The sequence below is a fragment of the Exiguobacterium sp. PFWT01 genome (genome assembly GCF_018255795.1).
Taxonomy (GTDB): domain Bacteria; phylum Bacillota; class Bacilli; order Exiguobacteriales; family Exiguobacteriaceae; genus Exiguobacterium.
Map to the genome: position 1 here is coordinate 2,187,045 of NZ_CP073755.1, position 20,456 is coordinate 2,207,500.

The 20,456-nt window shown below is 48.3% G+C and carries 15 protein-coding genes, 14 tRNA genes and 2 rRNA genes (1 of these 31 only partly in view); 2 read left to right on the plus strand and 29 right to left on the minus strand.

Annotation, left to right across the window (positions count from 1 at the left end; genetic code table 11):
* Positions 1-8 precede the first annotated feature (8 nt).
* The 3 genes from KD909_RS11250 to KD909_RS11260 form a co-directional block, all read right to left on the minus strand.
* Complete coding sequence (locus KD909_RS11250; protein WP_015880920.1) at positions 9-659, minus strand: amino acid ABC transporter permease; 651 nt, start codon at positions 657-659, stop codon at positions 9-11.
* A complete protein-coding gene (locus KD909_RS11255; RefSeq protein WP_015880919.1) occupies positions 656-1,414 on the minus strand; it encodes a transporter substrate-binding domain-containing protein in 759 nt (252 codons plus the stop codon). Before KD909_RS11255 ends, KD909_RS11250 begins: the two co-directional genes overlap by 4 nt.
* A gap of 126 nt (positions 1,415-1,540) precedes the next feature.
* A complete protein-coding gene (locus KD909_RS11260; protein WP_211781612.1) occupies positions 1,541-3,268 on the minus strand; it encodes a phospho-sugar mutase in 1,728 nt (575 codons plus the stop codon).
* Between the two features lie 100 nt (positions 3,269-3,368).
* Here KD909_RS11260 and KD909_RS11265 point away from each other — a divergent pair, with 100 nt between their 5' ends.
* Positions 3,369-4,184, plus strand: a complete 816-nt coding sequence (locus KD909_RS11265) for a sulfurtransferase (protein ID WP_211781613.1) — start codon at positions 3,369-3,371, stop codon at positions 4,182-4,184.
* A 13-nt stretch (positions 4,185-4,197) separates the two neighbouring features.
* On the opposite strand, the gene KD909_RS11270 is transcribed toward KD909_RS11265, so the two are convergent.
* Genes KD909_RS11270 through KD909_RS11285 form a run of 4 tightly spaced genes read right to left on the minus strand, consistent with a single transcriptional unit; the run spans position 4,198 to position 10,386 of the window.
* Positions 4,198-6,630 (minus strand): glycogen/starch/alpha-glucan phosphorylase, encoded by a 2,433-nt coding sequence (locus tag KD909_RS11270; RefSeq protein ID WP_211781614.1) that lies wholly within the window; start codon positions 6,628-6,630, stop codon positions 4,198-4,200.
* Between the two features lie 22 nt (positions 6,631-6,652).
* Positions 6,653-8,086, minus strand: a complete 1,434-nt coding sequence (gene glgA, locus KD909_RS11275) for a glycogen synthase GlgA (protein ID WP_211781615.1) — start codon at positions 8,084-8,086, stop codon at positions 6,653-6,655.
* 10 nt (positions 8,087-8,096) lie between these two features.
* Entirely contained in the window at positions 8,097-9,302 is a 1,206-nt protein-coding gene (glgD, locus tag KD909_RS11280; protein WP_249199026.1) for a glucose-1-phosphate adenylyltransferase subunit GlgD, read from the minus strand.
* Positions 9,232-10,386, minus strand: a complete 1,155-nt coding sequence (locus KD909_RS11285) for a glucose-1-phosphate adenylyltransferase (protein WP_211781616.1) — start codon at positions 10,384-10,386, stop codon at positions 9,232-9,234. The genes glgD and KD909_RS11285 overlap by 71 nt, the downstream gene beginning before the upstream one ends.
* 155 nt (positions 10,387-10,541) lie before the next feature.
* Between KD909_RS11285 and KD909_RS11290 the strand changes: the two genes are divergently transcribed.
* On the plus strand, positions 10,542-12,332 hold the full coding sequence (locus tag KD909_RS11290) for a transglycosylase domain-containing protein (protein ID WP_211781617.1): 1,791 nt from the start codon (positions 10,542-10,544) through the stop codon (positions 12,330-12,332).
* 38 nt (positions 12,333-12,370) lie between these two features.
* Here the strand turns inward: KD909_RS11290 and KD909_RS11295 are convergent, their stop codons facing one another.
* The 22 genes from KD909_RS11295 to KD909_RS11400 form a co-directional block, all read right to left on the minus strand.
* Positions 12,371-13,246, minus strand: a complete 876-nt coding sequence (locus KD909_RS11295) for a hypothetical protein (RefSeq protein ID WP_211781618.1) — start codon at positions 13,244-13,246, stop codon at positions 12,371-12,373.
* On the minus strand, positions 13,243-13,800 hold the full coding sequence (locus KD909_RS11300) for a DUF5366 family protein (RefSeq protein WP_015880910.1): 558 nt from the start codon (positions 13,798-13,800) through the stop codon (positions 13,243-13,245). The genes KD909_RS11295 and KD909_RS11300 overlap by 4 nt, the downstream gene beginning before the upstream one ends.
* Positions 13,801-14,027: 227 nt before the next feature.
* Positions 14,028-14,501, minus strand: coding sequence for a tRNA (uridine(34)/cytosine(34)/5-carboxymethylaminomethyluridine(34)-2'-O)-methyltransferase TrmL (gene trmL, locus KD909_RS11305; protein ID WP_015880908.1), 474 nt, complete (start codon positions 14,499-14,501; stop codon positions 14,028-14,030).
* A gap of 12 nt (positions 14,502-14,513) precedes the next feature.
* Positions 14,514-14,954, minus strand: a complete 441-nt coding sequence (locus KD909_RS11310) for a methylated-DNA--[protein]-cysteine S-methyltransferase (protein WP_211781619.1) — start codon at positions 14,952-14,954, stop codon at positions 14,514-14,516.
* Positions 14,935-16,083, minus strand: a complete 1,149-nt coding sequence (queG, locus tag KD909_RS11315) for a tRNA epoxyqueuosine(34) reductase QueG (protein WP_211781620.1) — start codon at positions 16,081-16,083, stop codon at positions 14,935-14,937. The genes KD909_RS11310 and queG overlap by 20 nt, the downstream gene beginning before the upstream one ends.
* Positions 16,084-16,150: 67 nt before the next feature.
* Positions 16,151-16,221, minus strand: a tRNA-Gly gene (locus tag KD909_RS11320).
* A gap of 207 nt (positions 16,222-16,428) precedes the next feature.
* Positions 16,429-16,899, minus strand: coding sequence for a hypothetical protein (locus KD909_RS11325; protein ID WP_211781621.1), 471 nt, complete (start codon positions 16,897-16,899; stop codon positions 16,429-16,431).
* Positions 16,900-17,139: 240 nt separating this feature from the next.
* Positions 17,140-17,220 (minus strand) — tRNA-Leu (locus tag KD909_RS11330).
* Between the two features lie 9 nt (positions 17,221-17,229).
* Positions 17,230-17,303 (minus strand) — tRNA-Cys (locus KD909_RS11335).
* A gap of 9 nt (positions 17,304-17,312) precedes the next feature.
* A tRNA-Gly gene (locus KD909_RS11340) sits at positions 17,313-17,387 on the minus strand.
* A gap of 4 nt (positions 17,388-17,391) precedes the next feature.
* Positions 17,392-17,466 (minus strand) — tRNA-Gln (locus tag KD909_RS11345).
* A 7-nt stretch (positions 17,467-17,473) separates the two neighbouring features.
* A tRNA-His gene (locus KD909_RS11350) sits at positions 17,474-17,549 on the minus strand.
* A 16-nt stretch (positions 17,550-17,565) separates the two neighbouring features.
* Positions 17,566-17,636 (minus strand) — tRNA-Trp (locus KD909_RS11355).
* Between the two features lie 3 nt (positions 17,637-17,639).
* Positions 17,640-17,723 (minus strand) — tRNA-Tyr (locus tag KD909_RS11360).
* 5 nt (positions 17,724-17,728) lie between these two features.
* A tRNA-Phe gene (locus tag KD909_RS11365) sits at positions 17,729-17,804 on the minus strand.
* Between the two features lie 31 nt (positions 17,805-17,835).
* Positions 17,836-17,911 (minus strand) — tRNA-Asp (locus KD909_RS11370).
* 8 nt (positions 17,912-17,919) lie between these two features.
* Positions 17,920-17,993, minus strand: a tRNA-Met gene (locus KD909_RS11375).
* A gap of 16 nt (positions 17,994-18,009) precedes the next feature.
* A tRNA-Glu gene (locus KD909_RS11380) sits at positions 18,010-18,084 on the minus strand.
* A gap of 18 nt (positions 18,085-18,102) precedes the next feature.
* Positions 18,103-18,193 (minus strand) — tRNA-Ser (locus tag KD909_RS11385).
* An 11-nt stretch (positions 18,194-18,204) separates the two neighbouring features.
* Positions 18,205-18,279, minus strand: a tRNA-Asn gene (locus tag KD909_RS11390).
* An 8-nt stretch (positions 18,280-18,287) separates the two neighbouring features.
* A 5S ribosomal RNA gene (gene rrf, locus KD909_RS11395) occupies positions 18,288-18,404 on the minus strand.
* 95 nt (positions 18,405-18,499) lie between these two features.
* Positions 18,500-20,456, minus strand: a 23S ribosomal RNA gene (locus tag KD909_RS11400); it runs 957 nt beyond the window's last position.

The following is a 20,456-nucleotide window of genomic DNA, read 5'->3' on the forward strand; positions in this document are numbered from 1 at the left end:
GGTTTTTCTTATCGAATCGCATAACGCTGTTCGAGTTTGTGTTGACCGGCTTGGATCAAGGTCGATAAAATCCAGTAAATCGACGCAGAGAACAAGAGCAACGGCATGACTAAATATGTCGTTGCCGCAATCTGGTCAGACACGTACGTTAACTCCTGAACCGCGATGACCGAACCGAGTGACGTTGACTTGATGATGTCGATGACCGAGTTCGAGACAGGTGGGATGGCACGTGAGAGCGCCTGCGGGAAAATGATGTCTTTGAAGCGTTTCATTTTCGGAATACCGAGCGCGACACTCGCCTCCACTTGTCCTTTGTCGACCGAGTTAATGGCTGCTCGGAACGCCTCTGAGATATAGGCAGCGAAGTGGAAGCCTAATCCAAAGATGAGTGCCTGCATCCCACTGAGTTGAACGAACCCGGTGAGCCCAACATATAGGATCAACAACTGAAGTAAGAGCGGTGTTCCACGGAAGAACGAAATGTACGTCCGTGTGAACAACCGTACGATTTTAATCGGACTACTATGAAGTAAAGCGATGATCAGACCGAGCGCCAAGGCGAGAAGAATCGACAGGACACTGGCGATCAACGTGAGCTGGACGGCTTCAAGATAGACCGAGCGGTTATCTATGACGGTCGTGATCAGTTCATTCATTGACTGATATCCTCACCGAAGTACTTCTCACCGATTTCTTTCATCGTGCCGTCTTCTTTCATCTCTGCGAGCGCATCGTTCAACTTGTCTAGCACGTCGCTATCTTGACGTGTCATGAATCCAGCTTCACTTGTATTGAAGATGTCACCGACTGCTTTGACGTCATAGCCTGTTTTTTCGAGTTCCGTCAAGATGAAGAGACGGTCGTTGAGGGCCGCGTCCAAACGACCCACTTCGAGGTCTTGAAGGACTTGGTTCGCCCCTTTATAAAACTTGACTTCAGCGCCAGCTTCTTCAGCCATTTGCGCATAGACCGAACCTTGTGTCGATCCGACTACTTTTCCATCGAGGTCGTCAATGCCTTGGATGTCATTATTGTCTGAACCAACGATGACTTGAGCTCCTGACACAGCGTACGGGTCAGAGAACGCATATTTCTCTTCGCGCTCAGGCGTGATGCTCATTTGGTTAGCAATCATATCGATACGCTCAGCATCGAGTGCTGGGACAAGTCCTTTGAAGTCCATTGCTTCGTATTCCACTTTGTAACCGGCACGTTCTGCCGCTTCGTTCAAGACGTCGATATCATATCCCATCAATTCACCTTTTTCTTTGTACGTGAATGGTGGGTATGTCGCCTCTGTTCCGACCGTGATGACCGCTTCGTCCGCTCCACTGTCTGTTTCGTTACCGCAAGCTGCAAGAAGCCCGACTGAAGCTCCGATTGCGAGTACGCTCGTTAATGTCTTTTTCATAATGATTCCGCCTTTCTTATAATCCTTATATGATTACACGGTTTTAAACAATATCCTCATCATACTGGCGCGATGTCTTCATGTCAAACAAAAAACATCACCCTATTTCTAGAGTGATGTCCCTCATCAATCAATCGCTTTCGCTTGTTTCATAACATCCGCTTCAATCGCTTCACGTTTGGCGGTCGTCTTCTCGGCACGATCCGCATGCACACTGAAATAAAACTTGATTTTCGGCTCGGTTCCAGATGGGCGAAGACAGAACCACGAACCGTCCGCAAAGACGAATTTCAAGACGTTTGATGATGGCAATTCAATCGTTTCCGATTTACCGGACTGTAAGTCGGTCGCCACTTGTTTCTTATAGTCTTCGAAACGAACGACTTCATATCCACCGACTTCTTTTGGTGGATTGGCACGGAACGCTTCCATCATCCGTCCGATTTGCTCGAGACCAGCTTTTCCTTTTAACGTCATCGACTGCAAGGACTCTTCATAGAATCCATACTTCTCGTAAATCGACTGCAGCGCATCATAAAGCGTCCGACCGTGTTGCTTATGATAAGCTGCCATCTCGGCTGCGAGTAGGCAAGCCTGAACAGCATCTTTATCACGACAGAAGTCTCCAATCAAATAGCCGTAGCTTTCTTCATACCCGAAGAGGAATTCATATTCGCCTGATTCCTCATATTGTTTGATCTTCTCCCCAATGAACTTGAATCCAGTCAACGTGTTCTCAAGATGTACACCGTACGCTTTTGCAATCGCGGCACCGAGTTCAGACGTGACGATCGTCTTGGCGACAAATCCATTCGAAGGTAACGTACCTGTCTCACTCTTTTGCGACAGGATGTATTCCATTAAGAGCGCACCCGTTTGGTTACCGGTCAAGACGAACCATTCCCCGTCCCGTCCGCGCACGGTTAAGCCGACACGGTCCGCATCCGGGTCCGTCGCCATGAGCAAATCAGCCTCGACCCGGTCCCCGTATTCCATTGCTAATTTAAATGCAGCCTTTTCTTCCGGGTTCGGATAACTGACCGTCGGGAACGCACCGTCTGGCTCTGCCTGCTCTTCTACGATGGTCACGTGCTCAAATCCATACGCCTTCAACCCTTCCATGACCGGACGGCGTCCCGTCCCGTGGAGTGGCGAATAGACAATCCGAAGGGGGCTGTCCTGTATGTCACGGTGGATTCGAATCGACTGGAGTGCCTCCATATAGGCTTCATCGACTGATGAGTCGACGGTGAGGAGTAACCCCGTTTGTCGGAGCGCCGCTTCATCTTCAATCTCAATTTTCAACTCGTCTTCAATCGCATTGACATACGTCACGAGTTCATCCGCTTCCGCTGGTGGAAGCTGTCCCCCGTCTGCCCCATATACCTTGAACCCGTTATATTCCGGTGGGTTGTGGCTCGCCGTGATCACGATGCCACCGAACGCATTTAAATGACGAACGGCAAACGACAGTTCAGGTGTGGCACGCAAACTTGGGAACAAATACGTCTTGATTCCGTTTGACGCCAATGTCCGCGCGGCCTCTAACGCAAACTCGGGCGAAAAATGACGTGAGTCATGGGCGATGACGACGCCATGACGTTTCGCCTCTTCCCCTGATGCTGAGATGAAATCAGCAAATCCTTGTGATGCTTTTCGAATCGTATAGACGTTCATTCGGTTTGCACCCGGTCCGATTTCTCCACGCATCCCGCCTGTTCCGAACTCGAGCGTCTTATAAAATGCATCTTCTAACGTGGTCTCATCTTTTTCGAGTTCTTCGAGTTCCGCACGTAAATGCGGCTCGAGCCCTTCGAATTGATTCCAACGGTCATACGTTTGTTGCCATGTCATGATTCATTCCCCTTTCACCCTCAAAAAATTCAATCGAAGTACTCGCCAATTGCTTCCATCTTGTATACGATGAGAGTAACGAAACCTCGAGGTGATATTAATGTTTCCAACAATGCGTGCCCAAGAATTAAAACAAATCGTGCATACGAACTCGATTCGTTTCATCGATTGCCGATATTCGCTAAACGACGCGTCCTATGGTAAATATGTCTACCGAAAGGGACATCTTCCGAACGCTGTCTTTCTCGATTTGATGGAAGACTTGTCCGGTCCGCTCGGCGAACACGGCGGACGTCATCCGCTCCCTTCGAAAGAAGCATGGACGGCAACACTTCGTCGCATCGGCTTGAAAAAAGAAGATTTGGTCATCATTTATGATGACGGCTTCCCATTCGCAGCTCGTGCATGGTGGCTCTTCAAATGGGCCGGTCACGAACGGGTCGTTGTGTTAGAAGGCGGTATCCAATCTGGCATCACTTATTGCGGTGAGACCACGACGGACGTTCCACACTATTCGACAAGCGACTATACGCCAGACTTCCAAGACCATATGATTGCGACACTCGATGAAGTGAAAGCTGCTACGAGCGGCTCGCTCTATGATTCGCGAACCGAAGATCGCTTCAACGGCACACACGAACCAATCGATTCAAAAGCAGGTCACATTCCGAACGCATTGCTTTGCTCCTATGCCGAGGCCATTACAGAACTCGGGACGTTAGAAGACTTCCACGACTTGAAAGAACTGTATAAAGATGTTCTTCCCGTCGAGAACCCCATCTTTTACTGTGGTAGCGGTGTGACCGCGTGCGTCAATATTTTGGCGCTTCACGCTCTCGGGAAAGACGATGTCCGGCTCTATCCGGGATCCTATTCCGATTGGATCAGCTATCCAGAAAACGAGGTCCACCCCTAAGGGTGGATCCTTTTTATTTTACGCTCGTCGGTTTGATATTCCAGACCGCGTTCGCATATTCCGTGATGGTTCGGTCACTCGAGAAGATTCCTGACTTCGCCGTATTGACGATGGAGCTTTCGGCCCAACGCGACTGGTCACTGAACACCTCATCGACTCGTCGCTGTGCCCGCATATACGAGACAAAGTCTTTCAAGACGAGGAAGTCATCATTGTAGACGAGGAGAGAATCGAAAATGGATTGGAATTGATATTCGCCCACTTTATCGAACGTTCCGTTGACGAGACCATCGACGACATCTTTGATTTCCTGATGTGCGTGATACATCTCTGCCGCATGATAGCCCCCGAACTTCTTATAGTTCATGACTTCTTGCGGGGATAATCCGAAGATGAAGATGTGATCATCACCAACGGCATCACGAATCTCGATGTTGGCTCCATCTAACGTTCCAATCGTCAAGGCTCCGTTCATCATGAATTTCATGTTTCCGGTACCGGATGCTTCATAGCTCGCAGTCGAGATTTGTTCGCTCAAGTCAGACCCTGGGAAAATCCGTTCGGCCATAGAGACGCGGTAGTTTTCAAGGAAGATGACTTTAATGAATTGACTCGCCCGCTTGTCCTTATTGATGAGCGTGGCAAGAGCATTGATATAGCGAATAATCTCTTTCGCATAGTAGTATCCCGGTGCCGCCTTGGCGCCGAAGATAAACGTGCGAGGCACCATCGTAAACGTTGGGTCTGCTTGAATCTTCAAATAAAGCGCATGGATGTGAAGAGCATTCAGCAATTGTCGTTTATAAGCATGCAAGCGTTTGACTTGTACATCAAAGATCGAGTGCGGGTCCACTTTCTCTCCCGTTTCTTCTTGAATGTATGCCGCTAAGTCCAATTTGTTTTGTTGCTTCACGTCAATGACTTTTTCTTGGAAACTCCGGTCTTTCGAGACATCCATCAACTTTTCCAAGTCGTTCGGATGTTCCACCCATGAGGGGCCGATTGCTTCCGTGATGGCATCGGATAGTCGCGGGTTCGACTTCAAGAGCCAGCGGCGGTGTGTGATCCCGTTCGTCTTGTTGTTGAAGCGAAGCGGGAACATCTCATATAAGTAACGCATCTCGCGCTGTTTTAAAATATCCGTATGAATTTGCGCTACGCCGTTCGTTGAATGAGAACCGACGACAGCGAGATTGGCCATATTGATCTGTTCGTTTGACACAATTGCAATCTCTCCCATATGGGATTCGAGGTGCGGATAGTTGACGAGTACGTCTCGACAGAAACGTCGATTGATTTCTTCGATGATCTGATACACGCGCGGCAGGAGGCGTTGGTACATCTCGACCGGCCATTTCTCAAGCGCTTCTGCGAGTAGCGTATGGTTCGTGAACGACATGACGCTCTTCGTAATCCGCCACGCCTCGTCCCAACCGTATCCATGCTCATCCATCAAGATGCGCATCAATTCAGGAATTGCGACGACCGGATGCGTATCATTGATATGAATCGCGTAATGGTCGCCTAACTGCTTAAGTGATTTATTTCGCTTCAAATAGGAAGCAAGCATCGATTGAATGCCTGCAGATACAAAAAAGTATTGTTGTTTCAAACGTAATACTTTTCCTTCATACGTCGTATCATCTGGATACAAGAATTCCGAAATGGTAGCAATCGACTGTTTATGTTTCAACAAGTCTTTATACGTCCCTTTCGTCTTCTCTAAATACGCCTCGTCGTCAAGTGGTGATTCGGCGTTCCAAAGACGTAATGTATTCACGACATCATTCTTATAACCGATAATCGGCATATCATACGGAACGGCAAGAACAACCTCGTCTGGATGATGGACGACACGCAATCGATCTCCGATTTGTTTCATCTCAATCCAGCCACCGAAATTAATCTCGACCGCTTTATCCTGACGTCTCGTTTCCCACATGTTCCCGTCACGGAGCCAGTTATCCGGTAGCTCGACTTGATAGCCGTCTACAATTTTCTGTTTGAAGAGTCCATAACGATAGCGAATCCCATTTCCATGCCCAGGTAAACTGAGTGCAGCCAACGAATCGAGGAAGCAGGCGGCCAGGCGCCCGAGCCCCCCATTCCCAAGACCCGGCTCTGGTTCCAACTCGGTAATGTCTGTGAAGTCGTATCCGAGATCTTGCAGTCCGTCTCTAACGAGCTCCAATACGTCTAAACTGAGCAAGTTGTTGTATAAGAAGCGACCTAATAAAAATTCTAGCGAGAAATAGATGACTTGCTTACTGTGTTTTTCTTCTTGACGGTCACGCGTGTGAATCCATTTGGGCATGGCCTGCTCGCGTACCATCGTTGCCAATGTTTGATACACTTCCTGCTCTGTCCCATCCTCGATCGACTTCCCGTTCAATGCGATGAACCGTTCTTTAAATGCGTCGACAAAGCTTTGTTTATCTGTGAACATAAATCAAGTTAGCTCCTTCCACTCATGCGAATAAATGATATAACTCACGATATTGCTTGGCGGATTGTTTCCAGCTATAGTCCGCGGTCATCGCCTGATGGACGAGGGCATGCCAGTTTTCTTTTTCATAGAAGACACGAATCGCTTTTTCGATCGTCGCCAACATCTCATGAGCATTGTAGTTCATGAATCCAAAACCGGTCCCTTCTTGCGTGAACTCGTTGTACGGCTTCACGGTATCTCGGAGTCCACCTGTCTCACGCACGATTGGCAAGGTGCCGTATCGCATGGAAATCAATTGACTGAGACCACAAGGCTCAAAACGTGACGGCATTAAAAAGGCATCCGATCCCGCGTAAATCAAGTGGGCGAGTTCGATGTCAAAACCGATATATGACCCGACTTTCCCTGGGTGAGCAGCTGTCATCTCGTGAACGATTCCTTCATATTCCGGTTGTCCCGAACCGAGGAACGCGAACTGGCAAGGAAGCTGTCCAAGTTCTTCACGGACACCGTTGATTAAATCGAGCCCCTTTTGGTCAACGAGTCGGCTGACAAAACCGATGAGCATGACATCGTCTCGCACTTCAAGACCAAGTCGCTCTTGTAATGCTCGTTTATTCGCAAGCTTTCCTTCTTTGTACGTATCAAGGTTATACGACTGTTCGATTCGTGCGTCTGTGTTTGGATCGTTCGTTGCCAAGTCGATGCCGTTTAAGATCCCTCGGACATCGACCGCGCGATGACGCAACGCCCCGTCTAACCCTTCACCGTAATAGGGTTCCATGATTTCGTCGCGATACGACGGGCTGACGGTCGTGATTTGATCGGAATGGACGATGCCGGCTTTCATGTAATTGACGAGACCGTTATGTTGAATTCCTTCGGCCGTGAAATGTTCAGGACCGAACTGTAGCAATTCTCCAAGAATCTCTTCTGGGAAAATCCCCTGGTATTGTAGGTTATGGATGGTATACACAGTGCGAATGCGTTGATACGCTTCAATATGTTGATAATGGATTCGTAAGAAGGCCGGTAAAATACCTGTCTGCCAGTCATGACAATGCAGGACATCGGGTACGTCTTCCACTTTCCCAATCATTTCGAGTACAGCGCGTGAGAAGAAGGCGAATCGTTCAGCATCATCAAAGTGTCCATATAAGACACCGTCACGTTTAAAGTAATACTCGTTGTCGATGAAGTAATACGTGATGCCGTCCCGCTCTAACTTCAAGACTGCCCCGAACTGTTTGCGCCACCCGACCGGAACAATCAGGTCGAATAAATACTCCATCTCGTCCACATACTCTTCAGCGATTGAGCCATATTTCGGCATGACAACACTGACTTCTTCTCCTAGGCCCGCCACCGCTTGAGGGAGCGAACCGACTACGTCGGCCAGCCCCCCCGTTTTCATGAACGGTGCCGCTTCTGAAGCAACATACCAAATTTTCATAAAATCCTCCTCATACCACTGTTCGTTTCGCGATGACAATCGGTTCGTCGATTGTGCCTCGGATGACCTGTCCTCGTTTTACAACGACTTCTTTATCCAAAATCGCATTTTCAACGACAGCCCCTTCTTCAATGATCGATTTCGATGAAATGATTGAGTTTTTTACACGTGCGTGTTTACTGACTTCAACACCACGGAAGAGAATACTATTTTGCACCTCGCCATGAATCTTACATCCATTTGCCACGAGCGCCTCGTTTACCTTTGACCCTTTCAAATAGCGAGTCGGTGGCTCATGTTTGATTTTCGTATAAATATGCGGGAAGTCATAAATGATGCCTTCGCCACGAAGTAATCGCATGCTTTCGTTATAGTAAGAAAGTACCGAATGAATGACTTGCATTTTTCCGACATAATGGTACCCGTGCACGTGTAAACGATGGAGCTGAGGACGAATGACACCGTCCAACAAGTCATATTCGCCTTTAGAGGTCGCTTCATCAACAAGGCGCATGAAGAGATTCTTCGACATAATGATTGTTTCCGTATATGTGTACTCATCATCCGGTGAGAAGCCTCGCTCAGAGATGCCGACGACGCGGTCATTCTCCCCAAGGCGAATCGGACGGCAGTAGCCACATTTCTGTTCATGAGTCGTATAGGCAAGCGTGATGTCTGCGCCCATTGATTTGTGATGTGCAAGCATGTCGGTATAATCGATTGTCGTCAAGACGTTCGAACCTGTGATGACCACATACGGCTGTTTGCTGCGAATGAAGTGTTCACGGTGCATCGAGAAGTTGGCCAAGTCGCCAAGATACGCTTCCCCGTCCGGTTTCAACGCTGGTGGGAAGATGTGGAGACCACCTTGCGAACGGTCCAAATCCCACTCTTTCCCCGAGCCGAGGTGATCCATCAACGAGCGATACTTGTCTAACGTAAAGATTCCGACTTGATTAATATTTTGTGTGATCATATTCGTCAAGGTGAAGTCAATCAGGCGATAGCGTCCTGAGAATGGGACTGATGCCAGATTACGATGTCCAGTAAATTCCGGAAACAGACCTTGTTCCGTTCCTAAGTTAATGACCCCTAATAAATCGTTCGTCAACAGTAACGCCTCCTTGCGTGTCTCTTTACTCGTATCAAACTCTTTGTTTGAAGACGGTTCCGCTTTCAATGTTTTCGTGTGGTTCAATAACAACGATTTCACCACCCGGCTCGCCTACTGTCGCGCCGTCTTCAATGACTGCACAGCTAGCGACAATGGCTCTGTGAATTGTTACATCCTTCCCGATTCTAGCTCCTGGCATAATCACCGAGTCTTTAACGAGTGAACCTTCTCCGACACGGACGTCGTAGAATAACACTGAATGTTGGACTTCGCCTTCGATATGACACCCTTCGTTAATCACAGACTGTTCGACACAAGCGTCTTTTCCAATATACTGAGGAGTCTGGTTCGGGTTGACCGAATAGATTTTCCACTCCGGGTCATACAAATCGAATGGAGGCTCTTCTTCCAATAGGTCCATATTCGCTTCCCAAAGCGACTGAATCGTACCGACGTCTTTCCAGTAGCCTTTGAATTTATAAGCGAAGACGTCGAGCCCTTGAAGAAGCGTGTTCGGAATGATATTCTTCCCGAAGTCAAAGCTAGACGTTTCGTCTTCAGCATCTTTAATCAAGTGTTCGCGCAAGACGCTCCAGTTGAAGATGTAGATCCCCATCGAGGCAAGGTTACTCTTCGGTTCTTCCGGTTTCTCTTCGAACTCATTGATGCGAAGATCATCCGCTGTGTTCAAAATTCCGAAACGCGGCGCTTCCTCCCACGGCACTTCCATGACAGAGATGGTCACATCGGCTTGTTTTTCTTTATGGGCTTCGAGCATTTTCTCGTAGTCCATTTTATAGATGTGGTCCCCCGAAAGAATCAACACATAATCTGGATCGTAATCATCGATATAGCTCAAGTTTCGATAGATTGCATTGGCCGTCCCTTCGTACCAGTTTTTCCCCGACTGTGCTTGGTAAGGTGGGAGAATGGCTAACCCCCCATTGCGACGATCTAAATCCCACGCCGTCCCGATTCCTAAGTAACGATTCAATTCAAGTGGCTCGTATTGCGTCAATACCCCGACTGTTGTAATTCCCGAGTTCGTGCAGTTTGACAATGGGAAATCGATAATGCGGTACTTTCCGCCGAAATTCACGGCCGGTTTCGCCGTTTTTCGCGTGAGAGGCCCCAATCGTTTTCCTTCTCCTCCCGCAAGGAGCATCGCAACCATTTCTTGCTTCATAAATAATAAGCCTCCTCAAAATCGTGATATACAACCTCTTTTACCCTTTTTCGCCCTTTCCTAAAGTATTCCTTCTCGAATTATTATATGATAACGTTTACATTTTTATTTTTTTGTAAATTGGACGATATAATGTATAGAGAGAGGTGAAATAGATGAGAGCTTGGATTGGAACCTTATTTTTTGCTGGACTTTTGGCCGCTTCCTTGTCACTTGCCACTGCATTGAAAGAAGAGATTGACCAGGCAGATGAAATTCTTTCCTGGGGACAAGAGCTGGTATCGGCACAACCACTCTCGTCAAAGCATGCCATCACACTCGCATACAACGGTGGAAAACAGCAGATTTACTTGACTGGCCGCAGAAATGACGTGTCTCCGAAAGCGTTACCCGAACATATTCAAGATGCGATCACGACCATCGAAGACCGTAAATTTAATGCCCATCCCGGTTATGATTTGAGCGGGATTGTCCGAGCATTTATCAATAACGCGAACGAGACATCTGTCCAAGGTGGGAGTACAATCACGCAACAGTTGGCACGGAACGTGTATCTCACACATGAACGGACATATGAACGAAAAGTGAAAGAGTTATTGCTTGCTCGAGCACTAGAAAAAAATTATAGCAAGAAAGAAATTTTAACAGCTTACAGCAACGTTATTTTTTTTGGACATAATGTATATGGCATTCAATCTGCAGCCGATACATACTTTTCAAGACCGCTCGACGACTTGAATTGGAATCAACTCGCTTACTTGTTGACGGTGCCGAATAACCCGTCACTTTATGATCCGCTCAATCCATCCGACGCCTTTTTCGAGCGAAAGGACCGAATCTTGACGCAACTGTTTGAAGCGGGTGTTCTCTCGAAGAGTGCCTACGATCAGTATCATGGCGTCAAGCTACAAGCGTCGTTTCGCAGTCAATCGATTCAATATCCGGACTACATGGATACTGCCGTCCGCGAAGCGATTCAATTGGTACGGTCACGCTACGACTTAGATGATGCCGAGGCGAGAGATTATTTGTCCACGCATGAAGCGACAATCGAGACTTACTTATCAACCGGGAAGCAGAAACAAGCAAAACAAGTGATGAGTCAACTTCCTCCCGGTGTGAACGGGGGCTATACGGAACTCACACCTCAAGGGAGAATCGTGGCCATGGTCGACTCTGAGATGAAGCAGGTCGGTGAGTTCAACCGAGCGACCCAGGCGTACCGTCAACCAGGTTCCGCAATCAAACCGATCCTCGTGTTCGCCCCATTCATCGAAGAGACGGGAGCGACACTAGACACGGTACTCGACGGTCGTCCGACTTGTTACGGTTCTTATTGTCCCGGAAATAGTCACGACCGTGTGTTAGGCGATGTCTTATTGAAAGATGCGGTCGCTTTCTCGTATAACACCCCTGCCCTCGCCGCCTTCTCAGCAATCGATCAGGAACGCGCGTACAAGACGGCAGACATGATGTTCAGTCAATGGGATGAACAGGACGAGAACTTAGCGAGTGCGCTTGGTGGTCTCACACAAGGCGTCTCCCCAAAAGAACTGGCCGCCGCCTATACCCCGTTCTTAAATAAAGGCGAGTATACATCCGGACATACAATCAAACAAATCACATTCAAGTCCGGTGAACCAACGTTGACCCCGATCTTAACGGAAGAGACAGTCTGGTCTCCGGAAACCATCAGTGAGATGAAAAAAGCGTTATCGACCGTCACCTCATACGGTACAGGTCGCTATGCGAATCAGCTGAAACGTGAGTTTGAGTATCTCGGAGGAAAGACCGGAACAACGAACGACAATAAAGATATGTGGTATGTCGGACTGACCGATCGCACCATCACCGCCATCTGGCTCGGTGCCGATACGCCCCGTCCGTTTCCGGAACTCGCCAACCGTGCGTATCCGGCGATTGTTTGGACACAGGCACATCAATAAAAGGAGTCAGCCACTGAAAAGTGGACTGACTCCTTTGCTTATGTTCGACGTTCAATCTGAAGTCGATAGGCTCCCCAATGCTCCTTTAACTCGTCGTGATCAATGAGTTTCCAAGGATTGAAACGAACTTGACCATGTTTGTTGAAAAAGAGTCCTTCTCGCACACAGTAACTCGCATGAATCAGTTGCCCTTGGTCGTTCCAATACGTCAGGACGTCATTCGACCTTGGCACATCATCCTTTACGGTTTCGTACCCACTTCGCTTTATGGTCTGAAGGAACGTCTCCGGATGAACCCATTGGTGAACGATCCGTTCGTTACCTGTGACCGCAAACAACGTCGCCGCGAGACAGTTACTTCCCTCCTGGATGGGAAACCGATTTGCATAGTCCGCAAGATGCGAGGCAATCGAGTCATCTCCGGGTTCCCCTTCCCAACGATCCCACTCCTTCGCATAGTCGAGCAGAAGAGAATGACGCATCTCGATGTCGAGCTCATTCCAATTTTGCGGATGCAACACGATGACATGGGTGCCGTCCTTCTCTACAATGGCCTCATTCGATAGACGTTTCATCTGCTCGACCGATATCGGCAAAACAAGACCACGATGGGTCGTCACTTGGAATTCCATTAAACGTGTTTTGACGTGCTCCTGTAACTCCTTCAAAAAGCCAGAGAACGCATGGACGACATGGGTCACGTCCTGACCCATCTGCCATGTCACATATGGATTCGTGATATCGGGTCTGCGATAAAGCGGATGATTGAAAAATTCCTGCCTCGGAATCACGAGACAGGAACTCGGTATATCCTCAAGAAACGAAGAATCAATCCAATACAAGGTTTCCTCTGGGACAAATGATTGACTCCATGCTTCAATCACATCCGAGGTCGGTTTAAAAGAATGATTCATAAGATGATATCTCCGACAGAGTTAAACAAGCGGAGGACCGACCAACCTAACCCACTGATCAACGTCGCCCACATGACGGCCTGCATAAGCAATAAGCCGATGGCTCGTGGGACGGACATCGATTGGCTTACTTGCCAGACATAGTAAAAGAGATACATCAAGAGCGTTCCTACGAGGACCGCGATGACGGCGAGTAACGTGTTCAAAAAGAGAAAGCTGATTCCAGACCCGATGAGGAAGATGATGGCCCCAGGTTTGAGCCGATGAAGCGACGTGCCATTCGTCTCGCGCGCAAAAAAGGCGAAACCGAGTTGATTGAACGTATCGGCCACCAATTTGAATGCGCTAAACAACATAAAGAAAATCGTAAAGAATACGACGAGCACGAGCACTTTCGTCTCTTGCACGGATAATAGTTCGATAATTTCACTATATACGCCAATTTGATTCAGCCATTGGATCACGTACTCGGAGGTCGCAATCGCAAGTGACATCGAAAACAAAATAATTCCGATGAGTGGGGCATAGCTCAGTAAGTACACATTCGTTTTCATGTTCCTTCTCCAATTTCACAGTAATTTCTTATATTCAGTGCAATTCACCTACCAAGTATATTATACTATTTATAGTTATGGAGAATAAAAGGGGGATTTTTGGATGGGCCTATTATTGATGGTTGGAATCAGCGTCGTCTTCCTCGCAGCGATTTTGACAGCTGGATATAACCGTAAACCTGAGGGTAACGAATAAGAGCCGGGATTCTTACGAATCCGGCTCTTTTTTATTTCAATCCTGCATATCCCTGTTGGCGAAGCGCCTCATATACGATGATGGCTGCTGTATTCGATACATTCAATGAACGGACGAGGTTCGATTGCGGCAGACGGATGCAGCGATCTAAATTGTTCTCGATGACTTCCATCGGTAACCCTTTCGTCTCACGACCAAAGACAAAGAAGTAGTCACCGTCTACATCTGAAACGTCTAAATCACTCGGGTATTGTTCCCCGTACTTCGTAATATAAAAGAACTGACCATCCGGATGCTTCTCCCACAGCTCTTCTAACGAGTCATGATAGCGTACATCGACAAATTGCCAATAGTCGAGACCGGCACGCTTTAACATCTTATCATCCGTCGAGAACCCGAGCGGACGAATCAAATGAAGCACCGAGTTCGTCGCCGCACACGTACGTGAGACGTTCCCTGTATTTGCTGGTATTTCTGGTTGAAACATTACGACATGAATTGCCATGGTTGATTTCCCTCACTTTTTCATTTCAAATTCTAGAAGGCGTTGTTTCTCAGCCAATCCTCCCGCAAAACCGACAAGCTTCCCACTACTTCCAATGACACGGTGACACGGAAATAGAATCGGCAACGGATTTCGATTGAGCGCCTGACCGACGGCGCGAACGGCTTTCGGCCGACCGATTTGTTCAGCAATTTGCTTATATGTGCGTGTCTCGCCATAAGGAATGGTCAAGAGCGCATCCCAGACCTCCTGTTGAAACGGTGTCCCGTTCATTTCAACGTAGGCACGATCTGCTTCTTGAAACCCTGTCCGCTCGACTCGCGTCATAAGATCCCGCAACCATTCAGGCACCTCGTCAGTCGGCTCATGTGTTGTGAACTCAAGAGCCGTCAGTTTGCCTGCTGCGTTTAATTCATACGCTAACGTTCCCCATTTAGACGACACGATCTTCATGTGCCCACTCCTCTCGATAGATACGAATCTCTTCATGAACCATGTCAGACGTTTCATTCCGTTCAATCTCTTCAAATATCGAATCGGCCTCAGGTCCAAGAATCGCACCGATTGCCCAAACAGCCGTCGCGCGCATGTCTTCGCGTTCATCCTGTTTGATGAATTCCCGTAAGATTGGAATCGCTGAAGGCTCACGGTAGTGCGCGAGTGCTAAAATCGCATTTCGTTGAATCGGTTTCTTCCCGCGCCATGCGCCCGATAAATGTCCGAACTTTTGTTTGAACTCCCGGTTGCTCAATGTCAGAAGAGGCTCTAAGAGCGGTTTGACGATCTCAGCTTCCGGTAACAGTTCTTCGTGGTGACGCCAGTCCTTTTTGCGGTTATATGGACAGACTTGCTGACACGTGTCGCATCCATATAATCGCCCCCCAAGCTTCGACCGAAACTCTCGTGGCATCAACGTCTTCATCTGTGTGAGATAGGCGATACAGCGCTTCGCATCGAGGACACCCGGCTCAACAAGGGCCGTCGTCGGACACGCTGTCATACACTTATTGCAATCTCCACATCCGTCTTCAATCGCTTCATCCGGTGGTAAGTAAACATCTAAAATCATTTCGCCCAAATAAAGATAGGATCCTTTCTCAGGAGAGATGATGGAACAGTTTTTCCCACTAAACCCAATCCCCGCACGTTCTGCGACGGCACGGTCCACGAGTTCACCCGTATCGACCATCGAACGCGTCCGCACGTTTGGAACCAATTCTTCAATGTACGCTTGAAGCTTCTCTAATCGATTGCCGACCGCCCGATGGTAATCGAGTCCCCATGAGGCCCGAGCAAACAACCCTCGTCTCTCGCCAGCGACACTCCGAGGAGCATCTTTTAACTTACTTGGATAGGCGATGGCGATCGCAATGATCGACTGTGCCTCTTCAAGGAGAAGTTCAGGATTTGTGCGTTTCTCTAAATCCGGTTCTTCGAATCCAGAGGCATATCCTTTCTCCTGTTGTCGAACAAGTCGTTGTTTCATGACGATGAACGGATCAGCTGTCGTCACTTTCAACTCATCAATCCCGATGGTTTCGGCATACGCTAAGATTTGTTGTTTTAATGTGTACGGGTCCATTCCGTTCACCTCCTCTATATATTTTCGCATACAAAAAATCTCTCCGCCACTCGGCAGAGAGATATGAAGCGGGTGAAGAGAATCGAACTCTCGTCATCAGCTTGGAAGGCTGAGGTTTTACCATTAAACTACACCCGCATGAAATATTGTTGTCGTTCAAGCGACTATAGTTAATATACACCTATACTATTAATCTGTCAACAAGTATTCATAAGTTTTTCTAAAGTCACTCAATAAAATATTTCGCTATATCTTAATGGTTTAATAGTTTAAATCATGAATTAGTGAATCTTTAGCGCCAACAAATAAAATATCTATCACGACAAGTATCCAAATCAATCAGACTTATTTGGATTTTTTTATCGTGTTCACCACCCCAGTACTCTCTTTCAAATCATTCAAATTATAGTACCATCCTCCTGCATTATTTGATGGCGGATGAGGATTATTCGGAAGTTCACAAAGCAAACGCAATAAATAAAATTTATATTTTGGGGCCTTGTCAAAATCAAAGTCTTTGTACCGACTAGTAATATACATTGTGAGTTCTTTTTTTATGTTTTCTGGTATATCAAATTGATTAATGTCCCTTTCCCAACTTTTCATCTCGATAGGGAACGTTCGATCTATATTGTAAATTTTGTTCATTACACCACCATTCGCTTGACGAAATGTTATATATTTCGTAGGTGTATAATTATATCCATTCGAGATAGGATGAGCATGCACGAAGCATTTTTCGATTAAATGAATTGTTTGTCCAGCAGCAACTGACAAAACAATAGAGCTTTCACTTTCTGTTATTTTTGATTTCAAAAACCATACCCCCATGACTTAGTTTTTCTATAGCTTTTCCTGATGTACTATTTCTTTCATAAATAATATGTCTAACTACTGATAGTTAGTTACAAAAAAAAAAACTCTCATACCGTTTCACAAAAATCATTTTATCGCTTTATATATATCACTTTAAATTACATTGATTTACAAATCAACATGGAATAAATATGAAATTAAAATAAAAAAAGACCCTAACCTCAGTTAGAGTCATACGGATACCGGTGGTCGGAGTCGAACCGACACTCCAGAGGAACACGATTTTGAGTCGTGCGCGTCTACCAATTCCGCCACACCGGCATATTATGTTGGAGGCGCCAGTCGGAATCGAACCGACGATAAAGGAGTTGCAGTCCTCTGCCTTACCACTTGGCTATGGCGCCAAAAGTCATTGGAGCGGAAGACGGGATTCGAACCCGCGACCCCGACCTTGGCAAGGTCGTATTCTACCACTGAACTACTTCCGCAAAATGGCTGGGCTGGAAGGGATCGAACCTTCGCATGTCGGAATCAAAATCCGATGCCTTACCACTTGGCTACAGCCCAATAATAATGGGGCGACTGAAGGGAATTGAACCCTCGAATGCCGGAATCACAATCCGGTGCGTTAACCACTTCGCCACAATCGCCATGATGAAATTAAAACAGGGGCAGCAGGAATCGAACCCGCGCTGACGGTTTTGGAGACCGTAGTTCTACCGCTAAACTATGCCCCTAAGTGGTGGGGGGGGGCGGATTCGAACCGCCGAACCCGAGGGAGCGGATTTACAGTCCGCCGCGTTTAGCCACTTCGCTACCCCCCCACATATGGTGGCTTTGGACGGAATCGAACCGCCGACACAAGGATTTTCAGTCCTTTGCTCTACCAACTGAGCTACAAAGCCATATGTAGTATGATTGATTTTAAAATAAAAATGGCGGTCTCGACGGGATTCGAACCCGCGATCTTCTGCGTGACAGGCAGACATGTTAACCCCTACACCACGAGACCGGACTTAATTGCGGGGGCCGGATTTGAACCGACGACCTTCGGGTTATGAGCCCGACGAGCTACCAGACTGCTCCACCCCGCGACGATATAAAATTAAATGGTGACCCGTACGGGATTCGAACCCGTGTTACCGCCGTGAAAGGGCGGTGTCTTAACCGCTTGACCAACGGGCCATTACATATTTGAAAAACTGGCGGAGAGCAAGGGATTCGAACCCTTGAGACGGTTTTGCCGCCTACACGAATTCCAATCGTGCTCCTTCGGCCACTCGGACAGCTCTCCAAAAGAGAAAGTGGCTCCGCAAGTAGGATTTGAACCTACGACCTACCGGTTAACAGCCGGTTGCTCTACCACTGAGCTATTGCGGAACGATCTTGCCTGGCAACGTCCTATCCTCACAGGGGGAGATCCCCCAACTACTTTCGGCGCTGAGACGCTTAACTTCCGTGTTCGGCATGGGAACGGGTGTGGCCGTCTCGCTATCGCCACCAGACAACTATTATATTAACATTATTTATCGATAATGTCAACATATTTTAGAGAGATTGTTCTCTCAAAACTGAGGATTCATCAACACAAACCATAGACTAGATCAAAGCCTCGACCGATTAGTATCATTCAGCTCCACGTGTCGCCACGCTTCCACCCATGACCTATCTACCTCATCGTCTCTGAGGGGTCTTTCTTGATTGCTCAAAGGGAAATCTCATCTTGGAGGGGGCTTCATGCTTAGATGCTTTCAGCACTTATCCCGTCCGCACGTAGCTACCCAGCGGTGCTCCTGGCGGAACAACTGGTACACCAGCGGTGCGTCCATCCCGGTCCTCTCGTACTAAGGACAGCTCTCCTCAAATTTCCTGCGCCCACGACGGATAGGGACCGAACTGTCTCACGACGTTCTGAACCCAGCTCGCGTACCGCTTTAATGGGCGAACAGCCCAACCCTTGGGACCTACTCCAGCCCCAGGATGCGATGAGCCGACATCGAGGTGCCAAACCTCCCCGTCGATGTGGACTCTTGGGGGAGATCAGCCTGTTATCCCCAGGGTAGCTTTTATCCGTTGAGCGATGGCCCTTCCATGCGGAACCACCGGATCACTAAGCCCGACTTTCGTCCCTGCTCGACTTGTAGGTCTCGCAGTCAAGCTCCCTTCTGCCTTTGCACTCTTCGAATGATTTCCAACCATTCTGAGGGAACCTTTGGGCGCCTCCGTTACTGTTTAGGAGGCGACCGCCCCAGTCAAACTACCCGCCTGACACGGTCCTCCAGCCGGATCACGGCTGCGAGTTAGAGACTCTATACGCAAAGGGTGGTATCCCAAGGGTGTCTCCACCGAAGCTGGCGCTCCGGCTTCACAAACTCCCACCTATCCTGTACATCGCGTACAAAGCCTCAATATCAGGCTGTAGTAAAGCTCCATGGGGTCTTTCCGTCCTGTCGCGGGTAACCTGCATCTTCACAGGTACTATGATTTCACCGGGTCTCTCGTTGAGACAGTGCCCAAATCGTTACGCCTTTCGTGCGGGTCGGAACTTACCCGACAAGGAATTTCGCTACCTTAGGACCGTTATAGTTACGGCCGCCGTTTACTGGGGCTTCGGTTCAGTGCTTCTCTTGCGATGACACATCCCCTTAACCTTCCAGCACCGGGCAGGCGTCAGCCCCTATACTTCATCTTGCGATTTAGCAGAGACCTGTGTTTTTGCTAAACAGTCGTTTGGGCCTATTCACTGCGGCTTATGTTTCCATAAGCGTCCCTTCTCCCGAAGTTACGGGACCATTTTGCCGAGTTCCTTAACGAGAGTTATCCCGCGCGTCTTAGAATTCTCATCTCGCCTACCTGTGTCGGTTTGCGGTACTGGCGCCGACCTCCTCACTAGAGGCTTTTCTTGGCAGCGTGAAATCCGGTGCTTCGCCCTACGGGCTCCACGTCACAGCTCAACCTTGTATGCCGGGCGGATTTGCCAACCCGACGGCCTCGCTGCTTGTCCGTGCACTTCCAGTCGCACGGTCACCTTATCCTTCTGCGTCCCCCCATCGTTCAAACGGTGGTACGGCGGTACAGGAATATCGACCTGTTGTCCATCGCCTACGCCTTTCGGCCTCGGCTTAGGTCCAGACTAACCCTGAGCGGACGAGCCTTCCTCAGGAAACCTTAGGCTTTCGACGGAGGGGATTCTCACCCCTCTTTTCGCTACTCACACCGGCATTCTCACTTCCAAGCGCTCCACGGCTCCTCACGATACCGCTTCACTGCTGCTTGGAACGCTCTCCTACCATCCCTTACGGGATCCATAGCTTCGGTGGTATGTTTAGCCCCGTTACATTTTCGGCGCGGCGCCACTCGACTAGTGAGCTATTACGCACTCTTTGAATGGTGGCTGCTTCTAAGCCAACATCCTAGTTGTCTGTGCAGCGCCACATCCTTTTCCACTTAACATACACTTGGGGACCTTAGCTGATGGTCTGGGCTGTTTCCCTCTCGACTACGGATCTTATCACTCGCAGTCTGACTCCCGAGTACAAGTTGCTGGCATTCGGAGT